Origin of the sequence: Corallococcus carmarthensis, from assembly GCF_003611695.1 — a bacterium.
In the GTDB taxonomy this organism is placed as follows: Bacteria; Myxococcota; Myxococcia; order Myxococcales; family Myxococcaceae; genus Corallococcus; species Corallococcus carmarthensis.
Genome location: NZ_RAWE01000261.1, coordinates 1 through 12622, shown reverse-complemented (window position 1 = coordinate 12622; position 12622 = coordinate 1). Strand labels below are relative to the sequence as shown.

At 71.1% G+C, this 12622-nt stretch carries 11 protein-coding genes; 5 read left to right on the top strand and 6 right to left on the bottom strand.

Annotated features, from left to right (window positions below):
• Positions 1-378: 378 nt before the first annotated feature.
• The 4 genes from D7X32_RS39115 to D7X32_RS39100 all read right to left on the bottom strand — a co-directional run bounded on the left by D7X32_RS39115 (position 379) and on the right by D7X32_RS39100 (position 5371).
• Positions 379-891, bottom strand: coding sequence for a hypothetical protein (locus D7X32_RS39115; protein ID WP_147450442.1), 513 nt, complete (start codon positions 889-891; stop codon positions 379-381).
• 54 nt (positions 892-945) lie between these two features.
• Entirely contained in the window at positions 946-4035 is a 3090-nt protein-coding gene (locus D7X32_RS39110; protein WP_120607618.1) for a CHAT domain-containing protein, read from the bottom strand.
• A complete protein-coding gene (locus D7X32_RS39105) occupies positions 4032-4643 on the bottom strand; it encodes an RNA polymerase sigma factor (RefSeq protein WP_244239432.1) in 612 nt (203 codons plus the stop codon). The genes D7X32_RS39110 and D7X32_RS39105 overlap by 4 nt, the downstream gene beginning before the upstream one ends.
• Before the next feature lie 107 nt (positions 4644-4750).
• Positions 4751-5371, bottom strand: coding sequence for a hypothetical protein (locus tag D7X32_RS39100; protein ID WP_120607616.1), 621 nt, complete (start codon positions 5369-5371; stop codon positions 4751-4753).
• A gap of 115 nt (positions 5372-5486) precedes the next feature.
• On the opposite strand from D7X32_RS39100, the gene dgcN reads away from it, so the two are divergent.
• The 4 genes from dgcN to D7X32_RS39080 all read left to right on the top strand — a co-directional run bounded on the left by dgcN (position 5487) and on the right by D7X32_RS39080 (position 10926).
• Positions 5487-6500 (top strand): N-acetyltransferase DgcN, encoded by a 1014-nt coding sequence (gene dgcN, locus D7X32_RS39095; protein WP_120607615.1) that lies wholly within the window; start codon positions 5487-5489, stop codon positions 6498-6500.
• A gap of 60 nt (positions 6501-6560) precedes the next feature.
• Positions 6561-7289 carry a YebC/PmpR family DNA-binding transcriptional regulator gene (locus D7X32_RS39090; protein WP_120607614.1) on the top strand — a complete coding sequence of 243 codons (729 nt, stop codon included), beginning with the start codon at positions 6561-6563 and terminating at the stop codon, positions 7287-7289.
• A gap of 261 nt (positions 7290-7550) precedes the next feature.
• The gene (locus D7X32_RS39085; RefSeq protein WP_120607613.1) at positions 7551-9182 is read left to right on the top strand and encodes a DUF2339 domain-containing protein; all 1632 of its coding nucleotides are present in this window, start codon (positions 7551-7553) and stop codon (positions 9180-9182) included.
• A gap of 115 nt (positions 9183-9297) precedes the next feature.
• Complete coding sequence (locus D7X32_RS39080) at positions 9298-10926, top strand: cell division protein FtsK (RefSeq protein ID WP_120607612.1); 1629 nt, start codon at positions 9298-9300, stop codon at positions 10924-10926.
• A gap of 13 nt (positions 10927-10939) precedes the next feature.
• Here the strand turns inward: D7X32_RS39080 and D7X32_RS39075 are convergent, their stop codons facing one another.
• Positions 10940-11206 (bottom strand): hypothetical protein, encoded by a 267-nt coding sequence (locus tag D7X32_RS39075; protein ID WP_120607611.1) that lies wholly within the window; start codon positions 11204-11206, stop codon positions 10940-10942.
• Entirely contained in the window at positions 11203-11556 is a 354-nt protein-coding gene (locus D7X32_RS39070; RefSeq protein ID WP_147450441.1) for a hypothetical protein, read from the bottom strand. The genes D7X32_RS39075 and D7X32_RS39070 overlap by 4 nt, the downstream gene beginning before the upstream one ends.
• An 89-nt stretch (positions 11557-11645) precedes the next feature.
• Between D7X32_RS39070 and D7X32_RS39065 the strand changes: the two genes are divergently transcribed.
• Positions 11646-12503, top strand: coding sequence for an alpha/beta fold hydrolase (locus tag D7X32_RS39065; RefSeq protein WP_120607609.1), 858 nt, complete (start codon positions 11646-11648; stop codon positions 12501-12503).
• The last annotated feature ends 119 nt before the right edge of the window (positions 12504-12622 follow it).

Sequence of the window (12622 nt, the reverse complement as noted above, 5' to 3'; positions counted from 1 at the left end):
CCCCCACACCCACGACCGCGTGCCCACTCCCGCCCCACGACGACGCCCGCTCTCCCTGTTTCCCATGTGTGCACCCTCCTGCTGCCGCGGGGTCCTCCGGCCGGACCCACAGTCATTCGGACGAGAAGGGCGTCAAAGACAAACGGGCGAGCAGCGCCCCCTCACGCACGAAAAGTGTGAGCACGTTGTACGTGGGGCAAGGCATGAGAGGCACGGGAATCGCGGGAGCGAGGTCAGGGCCGACACTCCGGGCGTCTGGGGTTGAACGCGCGGGCCGGGGTCCATCCAGGAACGTGAAGGCCGTGGCCCTCCGGGGTGAGGCTACGTGCCCCCACCCCGGCGCCACGGCCGTCCGTTCCGTCCCGTGAGAGGCTGGGATTACCGCTGCTGCGGCGAGCCGACCTTCACCTGCGACGGGTTCAGCTTCAGGTTGGCCAGCTCGCGTTTGATGTTGGCCAGGTCCGCCGAGACGATGGGGTCCGGATCCGTTCCGCCCGGAGGGCCACCCTTGGGAGGCTTGCCCTCGGGGGCGACGGCGCCACCCCGGTCCGGGTCCACCAGCGACGTGCCGCCGCGCTCCAGGGCCGACAGCGCCTTGAAGCCGGCGGTGGTGCTGGCCGCATCCTTCTGGCTGAGCTGCTTCACCAGCGTGAGCTTCCCGCTGCTCCGGTCGTACCGGTACATCCGGGTGCCCTTGGCGCCTTCATCCACGGCCACATCCACCGAGCCGGTGGACTTCGCCGTCGCCGGGCTCGAGATGGGCTTCGCCGAGGGGGCGAGCTTCACCGTGTTGTTCGGGGTCTTCGCCTGCTGGGCGCCGGCCTGCGTCGCGGACAGCGCGACGACACCCACGGCCATCCTGCCCACTGCGGATTTCCAACGCGTGATCATGATTCCTCCCGGTTCCCTTACGCGCGGCTGCGCGGATATTCGCCGGGAGTCTAACTATTCGAAGGCGACCAGGTCCTGAACCCACCGGGCACTGCCCTGCTGAAGCCACCTGGCACGGGTGTCCCGGAGCGCCTGGGCGGGCGGTGTGCCGCGCCGCAGCGCCTCCTGCAGCGCCTGGAAGAAGGCGCCGGCCTCCACGTCCGGCACCTCCGTGGACGGCGCGACCACGGCCCGGGCCCCCGCCTGGATGAGCGCGGCCGGCAGGCTCCACACCGCGTGGTAGCGCCACGCGCCCACGTTCGCGTCACAGGCGGCCAGCATCACCACCGGGGCGCCCCGGAGCGTGTGCCCCTCCAGCTCCTCCGCGGTGAGCGCATAGCGGCCGGCCGCGTCCGGGGACAGGGCCAGGAAGGCCGCGTCGGACACGGCGCCGGAGAGGCCGTGCGTGTGCAGCTCCACCTCCGTGGCGTCCTCCATCTCCGCGAGCACCGCCTCCGGCGTGGCCGCGCGGCCCCGCAGGTGGACGTCGCCCGGTCCCGTCACGCCCTTCCACGGCATCAGGCGCGCCAACCCCAGCGTCGCGGGCGGCTCCACGTCCGACACCACCAGCCGCTTCGGGGCGGGCGCCACGGCCGGGGCCTCCACGCGGTGCCCGCCAGGGGCGAGGTAGCTCCACGCGCGGTCCGCGGGCAGCAGTCCGGGGCGCCCCTGCAGGATGGGCTCCGCGAGCACCCGCACGGCGTCGCAGCCGGAGAGCACCTGGAGGAGCGGCTCGGGCACCGCGGGCACCTGTTCGCGCAGGGGCCGCTTGAGGGCGTTGAGGTACAGGCCGTTGCTCGCGCCGGTGGGGCCCCGGGCGACGAAGAGCAACCGTTCATCCTGGCCGGCCAGCGCCAGCAGGCACGACGTGGGCGCGGTGCGGTCCACCGCCTCGGCGAGCAGGTCCACGGCGGCGCCCCACTCCTTCGCCCGGCCGGCGTCCATCATCAGCACGTGGTGGCTGTGGGCCCAGGCCTTGCGCGCCTCGATGTCGGTGGAGCGATGGAGCGCCGAACCGGTGATGACCCCGCGCAGGATCTTCTGGCCCTCTTCGCGGTCGCGCTCGATGAGGATGCGCCCTTCGATGTGGTCCACGAGCAGCCGCTCGCCGACCGTCAGCGACGGGTCCTCGCGCAGCACGCGGATGCGCTCGCGCACGCGGTCCAGCTCGCGGCCCGGCACCGTGCCGCCCTCCAGCCGCAGCAGGTCCCCCGCGACGGCGACCTCCAGGAGCGTGGGCGCGGTGGGACAGGCGAGCGCGTCCTGCACCTCGCGCCGGGCCCGCTTCGCGTCCAGGTCCTCCACGAAGAGGAGCGCGCGAGCGTGGTGGTATTCCGAGCGCCGCGCGCAGTCCTCCGGCGCGTGCTGGACGTACTCGTCCAGGAACGCGCGGGCCAGCGCCGGGGCGTGGCTCAGCCGCGCGCTCGTCACCAGGTCGGACAGGAGCATCTCCTCCTGGAACCAGCTGTCGGTGCGGAACGCCTCCTCCAGCGCGGAGTGGGCCAGGGACTCGGCCTCCTTGCGGCGATCCAACCGGTTGTAGAGGGCCGCCAGGTGCCGCTGGAGATCCACGCAGCGGTACTGGAAGCCCGCGCTCCGGCACGACGCCAGGCCGTCCTTGAGGGACGTCTCCGCCGTCTGCATGTCACCCCGCGCCTGCGCCGCCTGGGCCCGGCCCCGGGCGAGCGGGGCGTCGTACCAGGCGGGTTCTCCGGACTGCCGCACCAACGTCGTCAGCTCGTCGACGAAGCGGTCCTCCTGGTGGAGCAGCAGGATGGCGCCCATCAGCAGGTCGCGTTCGCCGGAGCGCCGCAGCCGCGCGAGGAACGCGTCCGCCTCCGCGCCCTCCAGCGTCCGCGTGCCGGCCAGGAGCTCGCGGTAGGTTTTCGCCAGCGGGCCGCGCCTGGTGAAGTCCGCCGCCGCCACGCGGGCCACGTAGGCGCTCGCGGTCTTCGTGCGGGCAGCGTCATCCAGCAGCCCGGCCAGCGGCGACAGCGCCTTCACGCGCTCCACGGACGGGGCCGCGCGCAGTGCATGGTATAGGTACAGCCGGGCCAGGTCCGGGTTGCGCCGCGCCATCGAGGCGGGATACGGCGTGCCGTCCAGCGCCAGCGCCATGCCGGCCGCGTTCATGGCCTTCCACGCGTCCCGCCGCGCCAGCGCTCCCTTGCGCAAGCCGTCCGCGCGCTCCAGGGCCTCGGTGCTCCAGCCGGGCTCCTTCGCCTGCGCGACCACGGAGAACTCCGCCGCGGCGGCCAGCTCCAGCGAGAGCGCCTGGAGCGCGAGGCCCCGGTTCCAGTGCAGCCGCGCGTCGGCCGGCGCGGTCTCCAGGCCGATCTCCAGCAGGGTCAGCGCGCGCTCCGGCTGGGCACGGCCCAGTGCCGCCAGTGACAGGTCGCCCATGACGGCGGGCGACGCGGGCAGCCGCTCCAGGATGCGCTCCGCGCGCTCGAAGTCCCCAGCCGCGAGCCACGCGGTCGCGACGCCGTGCAGGTCCCCCTTCGCCTCCAGCTCCGTCAGCGCCTTGAGGTCCAGCTCCGGCCGTCCATCCCCGCTGCCACGCACCGTGCCCAGGGCGCGGTAGTCCGCGAGGCCCGGGTGGCTCAGCCGGCCCTCCAGCGGGCGCGCGGCGGCGAGCGCGAAGGGCAGCGCACGCTCGGTTTCGGACGAGCGCCACGGACGCCCCACCGCCAGCACCGCGAGCACCACCGCGGCGGCCGCTGCCGCGAAGCCCGCCACGCGGCGGCGATCCCAGGCCGCACGGGCACGGGGGCGCTCAGCGCGAGCGGGTGAAGACCGCGCTCCGGCGTCGTGGGGCACCGCTTCGGATCGGCTTCCCGGACCGGGCAGCGCCCGAAGTCCCGGGCCAGGCGCCGATGCGACGGAGGGTCCCTCCGCGGCGGATGACTCCAGGGGCCTGGCCTGCGCACCGGCCGCGGAACGCGCGTCCGAGGCAGCCTGCACCAGGAGGCTCGCCTGCACCTGGTCCTCCAGGCCGGCCTGGCACTCCGCGCAGGTCGCGAGGTGGACCTGGAAGGCCTCGGCCTCCTCGGACGGAAGCTCCCCGTCCACGAAGGCGGCCAGCTGTTCACATGAAACGATCACGCCGGGCCCCCCGCGGTTCCTTCCCGGGCGAGGAGCAGCTCCTTGAGCTTCTTGCGCGCCCGGAACAGGCGGGTGCCCACCGTCATGGACGGGATGCCGAGCCGCCGGCCGATCTCCGCATAGCTCTGTCGCTCCATGTCCTTCATGCGGACCACCTCGCGCAGCTCCGGGGGAAGCTGTTCCACCGCCTGCCACACGTCATCCAACGTGTAGCGCGCCCATGTCTCCGGGGCGGCTTCGGCCTCCGCCAGGGTGTCCCCCATCGCGTCGGTGAATTCCTCCTGGGGGTGGCGCCGGTCATGCCGGCACCAGTCGAGGAAGCGTCGAACGAGGATGGACGCCAGCCACGCCATGGGGGGCGCGGACCGGTCATACGTATGAAACGCGCGGAAGGCCCGCTCGTAGGTTTCCTGCAACAGGTCCTTCGCGTCCGCCGGGTTGCGCCCCCGGCACAGGATGCGGGCCCGCTCTTCCAACGCGGGCGCGCACCGGGCGATGAGCGCCTGGAACTCCGCGGCGTCCTCACGGGACGCCGAAGGCACCTCCGGTTCGGATGCGGAGGACTCCCCGGGCCGGGGGACAGCGCGGGGCGATCGCGGGCGGAACACCACGAGGGCGTTCCTAGCAGGAGCCGCCCCGCCCGCGAAGTCCGTCGACACCCTCCCCGGCGCTTCCCACCCGGCAGGTGGGAGGCCCGGCACGGCGGCCCGGAGGGCTAGCAGGGGCCGTTGCCGATGCGAACCCCCGTGCGCACCCGGGCCTTGAAGACGCCCAGCGCCGCTCCGAAGCCCGTGACGCGAATCTTGCTGTAGCCGGACCCGCCCGTGCCGATGTTGACGCGCAGCCCGCAGAACGCCGGGAAGAAGGGACCCGCCGGGTACCAGGTGCCGGTGGTGCTCACCGAGCCCAGCCCCCACCAGACGCCGTTCGCGTAGCCGAACGCGGCGCCGGTGATCGCCACGCCCTTGCAGGCGCTCTCCGTGACGTTGCTCGACGCCGGGATGACCTCCACGAACGGCTGGGCGTACTGGCCCGCCAGGCCGTTGATCTCCGTCACGAAGCGGTGGACGCAGGACGGCTGATCATAGGTGCTGTCGTTGGAGGCCGCCGACATGTCCGCGTACGAGCAGTGAGGGAAGACGGCATTGATTGAAGCGCCGTCCGGCTGCGCCAGCACCACGCCCGAGCCCACACAGGACTCGTCGATGCCCTGCTCCTGGCTGGCGACGGACTCGTCCACGACCTCGGCGCCAGGGGTCTCCTCCTCGAGGGGCCCCCCACAGGCGGTGGCGAGCGAGGCGGCGAAGACGAAGGCAGCGGAAGGGATGAAGCGCATGGGTGACTCCGGAAGAAGGGGCCCGATTCCGGGCTCCTCCCTGTTACGTCCGGTGTCGCGCTTATTCCCCCGCGCCATTTCCACGCCGTTTTTCGGCCGTGCTAAGGCACCGCGCGTGGACATCGACAAGCCCTACCTGCTGTTCCTGGGAGACGTGAAGGATCAGCTCGCGGCCAAGACGGCCCACGGCATCGTGGACTGGCGGCCCGAGTGGTGCGTGGGTCAGCTGCGCCTCCCGGGTTGCGTGGCGGATTGTGGCCTGCCGGACATGGACATCGCCCAGGCGAAGGCGAAGGGCGCGCGCACGCTGGTGGTGGGGGTGGTGAACCCGGGCGGCGTGCTGGCGGACGCGTGGGTGGACACGCTGGTGCGGGCGCTGGAGGCCGGGCTGGACGTGGCCACGGGGCTGCACAAGCGGTTGTCCTCGTTCCCCGCGGTGGCCGCCGCGGCGGCGAAGCACGGGCGCAAGCTGCACGACGTGCGCTTTCCGGACCGGGACTTCGCCACGGGCCAGGGCACGAAGCGGCCCGGCCTGCGGGTCCTGACCGTGGGCACCGACTGCGCGGTGGGCAAGAAGTACACGGCGCTGGCACTGGAGAAGGAGCTGCGCCAGCGCGGGTGGAAGGCGGACTTCCGGGCCACCGGGCAGACGGGCATCCTCATCTCCGGGCGCGGCGTGGCGCTGGACGCCGTGGTGTCCGACTTCGTCGCCGGCGCGGCGGAGTGGCTCACGCCCGCGAACGACGCGGACCACTGGGACGTGGTGGAGGGCCAGGGGTCGCTGTTCCATCCCTCATTCGCGGGCGTCACGCTGGGCCTGCTGCACGGCGCGCAGCCGGACGCCTTCATCGTCTGTCACGAGCCCACGCGCACGCGCATGCGCGGCGTGAAGCACCCGCTGCCATCCATCCAGGACGTCATCGACCGCACGGTGTTGGAGGGCCGGCTGACGAACCCGGTCATTCAATGCACGGGCATCGCCATCAACACCGAGCACCTGGGCGAGGACGAGGCCCTGGCGCTCCTGGAGTCCACCGGCCGGGCGCATGGCCTGCCCTGCGTGGACCCCCTGCGCACGGGCGCGGGCCCCCTGGCTGAAGCGCTGGCGAGCCGCTTCCCGCGCGGGTGAGACCGCCGCTCCTTCCGAAACCCGCTCCACCGGAGCGGGTCACGGTATATTGAGGAAACCATGGGACGCATTTTCGAGACACGCAAGGCGACGATGTTCGCCCGCTGGAACAAGATGGCGAAGATCTTCACGCGCATCACGAAGGACATCGTGATCGCGGTGAAGGCGGGCGGGCCGCATATCGAATCGAACCCCGCGCTGCGCCGGGCCGTGCAGAACGCCCGCGCGGCGAACATGCCCAAGACCAACGTGGACGCCGCCATCAAGCGCGCCAGTGGTCAGGACCAGGCTGACTATCAAATCCTCCTCTACGAAGGCTACGCGCCCCACGGCGTGGGCATCCTGGTGGAGGCCGCGACGGACAACGTCACGCGCACCGTGGCCAACGTCCGCTTCCCGTTCACCAAGCTGGGCGGGAGCATGGGCACGGCGGGCAGCGTGTCCCGCCTCTTCGAGCACATGGGCGCCATCCGCCTGGACGCCGAAGGCGTGAATCAGGAGGAGCTGGAGCTGGAGCTCATCGACCACGGCCTGGAGGAGATGGGCGAGACGACCGGCGAGAAGGGCGAGAAGCAGCTGCTGCTGCGCTGCAAGTTCGCCGACTTCGGCAAGCTCATGTCCGCGATTGAAGCCAAGGGCATCGCGACCGCGTCCACCCAATCCGAGTACATCCCCCTGCCCGGCACCCTCAAGGAGCTGCCCGAGGAGCAGGCCACGGAAGTGCTCAAGCTGGTGGACATGCTGGAGCAGGACGACGACGTGCAGCACGTGTTCCACAACCTCGCCTGAAGCACCCTGAAGTTCTGGCATCCGGCCCCCGTGCAACTCCCGGGGGCCGGAGCCACGCCCACGCGGCGTCAGAGCAGCTGAAGCTCCGCCGCGCTGAGCCCCCTGTCGAACGCCCGCACGTCATCGATGCGTCCGTTGAAGTGAGTTCTGACATCCAGAGCAAAGCGGATGAATGGCTCCCTCCCAAATTGAAGCGACGCAAGGCCTGTGCTTGAAGGTTCCCCGGGCCGGACAAGAGTGTGGGTACACGAGGGGAAGTCCATGTCGGACGAGGGTGAAGGGCAGGACCTGCGGAACACGGTGAAGCGGCTGGAGGCGACGGTCGCGGCCCTGGAGACGCGGCTCGCGAGCCTGGAGGCCCGGGAGCCTCCGCGTCCCGTGCTCGCGCCCGCCGTTTCCACCGCCGTGCCCCCGGTCGCCGCGCCCGAGCAGCGCGACCTGGAGGCGCATGTCGGCACCTACTGGCTGAGCCGCCTGGGCATCGTGGCGCTCATCATCGGCATCGCGTACCTCATCACGTACCACTTCGGAGAGCTGGGAGTGCTGGCGCGCGTGGGCGCGGGCTACCTGCTCAGCGCGGGGCTGGGCGCGTTCGGGTTGTGGCTGGCGCGGCGGCACGAGCTCTTCGGGCGAATCGTCTTCGGCGGGGGCCTGGCGCTCGCGTACTTCGTCACCTACGCGCTGCACTTCATCCCAGCGGTGAGGGTCATCGACAGCGAGGTGCTGGCGCTGGTGCTGCTCGCGGGGTTCGTGGTGGCCATCGTCACCATCGCGCACCGGATGCAGTCGGAGACGGTGGCCGGCATCGCGCTGTTCCTGGGGCTGCACACGGGGATGCTCAGCGACATCACCGCGTTCACGCTGCTGTCCACCACGCTGCTCGCGGCGGGAGCGCTGTTCTTCCTGGTGCGCAACCGCTGGGTCATCGTCCCCATGTCCAGCCTGGTGGCGGTGTACAGCACGCACGTCGTCTGGGCGGTGCGCACGGGCCACATGGCCCCGGGGGCGCCCGAAGACGACCGCTTGTTGTTGAGCCTGGGCTTCCTCGCGCTCTACTTCCTGCTGTTCTCCGTGGCGCTGCTGGTCCGCCCGCGCGACCTGCCCGTGCGCGCGAGCCTCGCGTTCACCCTGCTCAACTGGGCGGGCCTGACGTCGTTGGGCGCATACGAGGTCTCCCAGGAGCAGGACTCACGCCTCTTCACGTTCCTCCTCATCGTCGCGCTGGCGCATGGCGCGGGGGCGGCCGTGGCGCGGCTCCAGCGTTCGCCCGTGGGGCTGACGCATGCGTACCTCGCGCTCACCGCGGTGACGCTCGCCCTGGCCATGCCCGCACGCTACGACGACGTCGCGCTGGTGGCGGCGTGGACGGTGACGGGGCTCGTCGCGGGTCTGGCGGCACGGAGTGTGGAGTCTCCGGTGCTGCGTGGCGTGGGCGTGCTCATCCTCTATGTGGCGCTGGGTGCGTGTGAATGGGAAACGCCAGGGCGCCTGACACTGCTCACCGGGCTGGTGGTGGCGTTCGTGCTGGTGGAGCGCGGCGGGACGGTGCGTGTCGCCGGCCTGCCCGAGGCCCAGACGCCCTTCACCGCCATCTGCGCCGTGGGCGCGGGGCTGTCGCTGGTCGCGCTGGTGGGCGCGCGGATGCCCGACGGGCTCGTCACGCTGGGCTGGGTCATCGCCGCCTTCCTCCTCTTCGGCGTGGGCTTCGCCGTGCGCGAGCGCTGGTACCGGCTGGCCGCGCTGGCGGTGCTGGGGCTCGCCCTGGGGCGGCTGGTGCTGGTGGACGTGGCGAAGCTGCCGCCGGATCAACGCGTGCTCACGTTCATCTTGCTGGGCGTCATGCTGCTGCTCGTCTCATACACATACACGCGGCTGCGCGACCGGCGCGGGTGAAGACAGACACCCGGGCCTGAAACACCCGTCTCGCGTTTAACGCGTTATTCCGTCATGATGGTGAATCCAGGCTCGCGTGCCACGCCACGGCGCCTGGACACCCCACGGAGACGTCATGCGCCGGTCCCGACTCGATGCGCTGTTGGCCGCCGTTCAACCGCGAGTGCTGGGCCTGATGGTCTGGGGTGTCTTCGCGACCCAGGCGGGCTGTGCGCCCTTCCCCGAGTCCGAGCAGGACGCACTGGGCAGCGGCACCGCCGCGGTCACCAGCGGCAACATCCTCTTCGTGGGCAACAGCTTCACGCACGGCAACGAGGAGCCTGTCTATTCGTACAACAAGGCCGCCGTCACCGACACGAACGGCTCTGGCCAGGGTGGCATCCCGGGCATCTTCAAGAAGCTGACGGCGCAGGCGGGCTTCACGTTCAACGTGAGCCTGGAGACGGCCAGCGGCCAGTCGCTCCGGTGGCACCACACGAACAGGGCCTCCACCATCGGGCAGGCCACCTGGAACACCGTCGTGCTCCAGGAGCAGAGCACGACGCCGCTGCCCACGTCGCGCGGGGGCTCGCCCACGGACTTCACGGATGCCGCCCGCGACCTGCGCACCCTGGTGCGCGCCGCGAACCCTTCCGCGAACCTGTTCCTGTATGAGACCTGGTCGTCACCCACGTCCGTCGGCACGCAGGGCTACCCGAGCGGCACCGTGGGCCTGCAGGCGATGCAGACCGACCTGCGCGACGCCTACTTCAAGGCGTACCGCGACCTGGGCTTCACGGGCGTCGCCCGCGTGGGCGATGGCTTCATGCGCGCGGTGGACCAGAACCTGGCCGACCCGAATCCCGCGGATGGCATCTCACCGGGGATGTTCAACCTGTGGAGCGCCCAGGACAGCCGCCACTCCAGCAAGTACGGCAGCTACCTGTCCGCGGCGGTGCTGTTCGCCAAGGTGACCCAGGCGGATCCCCGCACGCTGGCGACGGGCACGGGCAGCGCGGCGGCGGACCTGGGCATCAGCGCGGCCGATGCAGCCAGCCTCCATCGCATCGCCTATGAGATCAACGCGCTGGCTGATCCGGTCGTCAGCGGTCCCACGCGCCTGCGCGTCACCGGCGCGGCCTTCACGGGTTCGGTGACGGCGGGGACGCCGGCCAACCTCACCGGCAACGCGCAGCTTTCATCGCTCACGACGTCAGAGGGCACGTTCACCAACCTCGTGGGCGCGACGGCCAATGGCATCACGAGCACGAACGTCCCCAGTGCCCGAGGCACGGTGCCCGCGAACGCCAATGCGGCCGCCACGGGACTCGGTGTTCATGACGGCGCGAACAACCTGAACGCGGGCAACTTCCAGTTCGGCTCGGCCTTCACCGCGAAGACGCGCTTCTTCATCGTCGACAGCACGCCCACCTCCACGGCGCTCGGAGACGACGCCACCGTGACGCTCATCAACGCGAGCAACCAGGCCGTGGGCAGTTATTCGCTGGCGCTGCTCGCGAACGACTTCACCGGTTCGGCGGCGGGCAACACCTCCACCGCGCTGGCGACGGTCTCCTATACGAGCGGAGTGGCGAGCCTCACCGGCAACCCGGTGGGCACGGTCCAGTCGAAGCTCGGGGGTGTGTCGTTCTCGCTGGCCGACCTGGGCGTGACGGACATCGCGAGCATCAGCGGCGCCACCGGCCTGCGCATCTCCAGCGCCACGCTGGATCCGAACGTCGTCGGGCTCTACACCGTCCCCTGAAGGGCGCGGCCTCTTAAATGTCGGTCTCCAGCCGCTCCGTCACCCGATACTCCTGCCGGTAGGCCTTGCCCCCACGCTCGAAGGTCTCCACCACGGTGAGGCCGTCCTCGGAGAAGAGGATGCGATGGTTCGTGTCCGCCGAGGGCGTGCTCACCCCGTAACTCCCAAAGGGAAGCTTGAAGACCACGCGCGGGGGGCGGTCCGGACAGCAGGCCGTGAACAGCGTGGAGGCCAGGGCACTCGTCAGCATGCCCGCGATCACGATGCCGAGCCTCCTCATGGCTGCCTCTGGAGGCTGAGGTTCCGGTAGAGCTCTCCCGTGCCTTCCGTCGGCTCGGCTTCGAAGAGCGTGGCCTTCGCGAAATCGCCGGTCGCTCCCGCCTCCGGCCGCACGGCCCACACGGAGTAGACGGCGCCAATGGGGCCCGGGCCCTGCTCGGGGATGATGGAGACGCCATCCGCGGTGGCCGACACGAGCCGCAGCCGGACGCCTTCGGCTTCATCGTTCAGCGGATCACACACTCCGCCCTGGAGCTTCGCGCCCGCGAACAGGGGCCACCCCAGCGCGAGTCCCGCGCAGAAGAGCGCCGCGGGGACGACATTGCGACGCTGCGACAAAGGAATTGGCATGGGATGGGAGCCTGCTCCAACTCTCATGCGAAGCGCCATCGACCCCGGGGACGAGCTAGCCTTTGCACCTCTTTGCTTCAGGAGCCGCCATGAGCCTCGCCTACCGCCGACAGAGCACGTCACACCGGGGCTGCACGCTGAGCTGGTTCGTGGAGGGGGATGGTCCTCCGGTGGTGATGATCCAGGGGGTCGGCATTGGCGCCACGGGATGGCGGCCCCAGGTGGAGGAACTGGCCTCCCGCTTCCGCTGCCTCTGTCTGGACAACCGGGGCTTCGGCGCCAGCCAGCCTCCTGGCGACGCGCTCACGGTGGAGCTGATGGCCGACGACGTGCTCGCGTTGATGGACGCGCAGGGATGGAAGAGCGCGCACGTCATGGGGCACTCGCTGGGCGGGCTGGTGGCGCTGTACCTGACGCACAAGGCACGCGAACGGGTGCGCAGCCTCGCGTTGCTGTGCACGTTCGCGACGGGAGCGGTGCCCACCCGGCTCACGCCGCGCATGCTGCTCATGGGCCTGCGGACGCAGGTCGGCACGCGGCGCATGCGGCGCCATGCCTTCCTCCGGATGGTGCTGGCGCCCGAGGAGCTGGCCCACGCCGACAAGGACGCGCTGGCGGAGCAGTTGGCGGAGCTGTTCGACCATGACCTCGCGGACCAGCCGCCCGTGGCGATGCGTCAGTTCCGGGCCATGGGGAACGCGGACGCGACCCCGTTCCTCCAAGGACTCGCGGGCCTGCCGACCCTGGTCGTGAGCGCCACGCATGACCCCATCGCGCCCCCCACCGCCGGGCAGGCCCTGGCGGCGGGAATCCCTGGCGCGCGCTTCGTGGAGCTGCCTCACGCCTCGCACGGCGTCACGTTGCGCTTCGCGGAGCGCGTCAACACGCTCCTGCGCGAGCACCTGGACGCCGCGGAGGCGTCACATCCGGGTGCGCTGTCCGGGTAGGAATTCGTCGTCAGGGCATCCAGGCGAGCGGAGGAACGGCGCGGGATTCAGCGAGTCAATCTGGCCTAAGCTCTCGCCGTCCTCGCCACCGCACCCCACCCCGCCCCATGAGCCAAGAC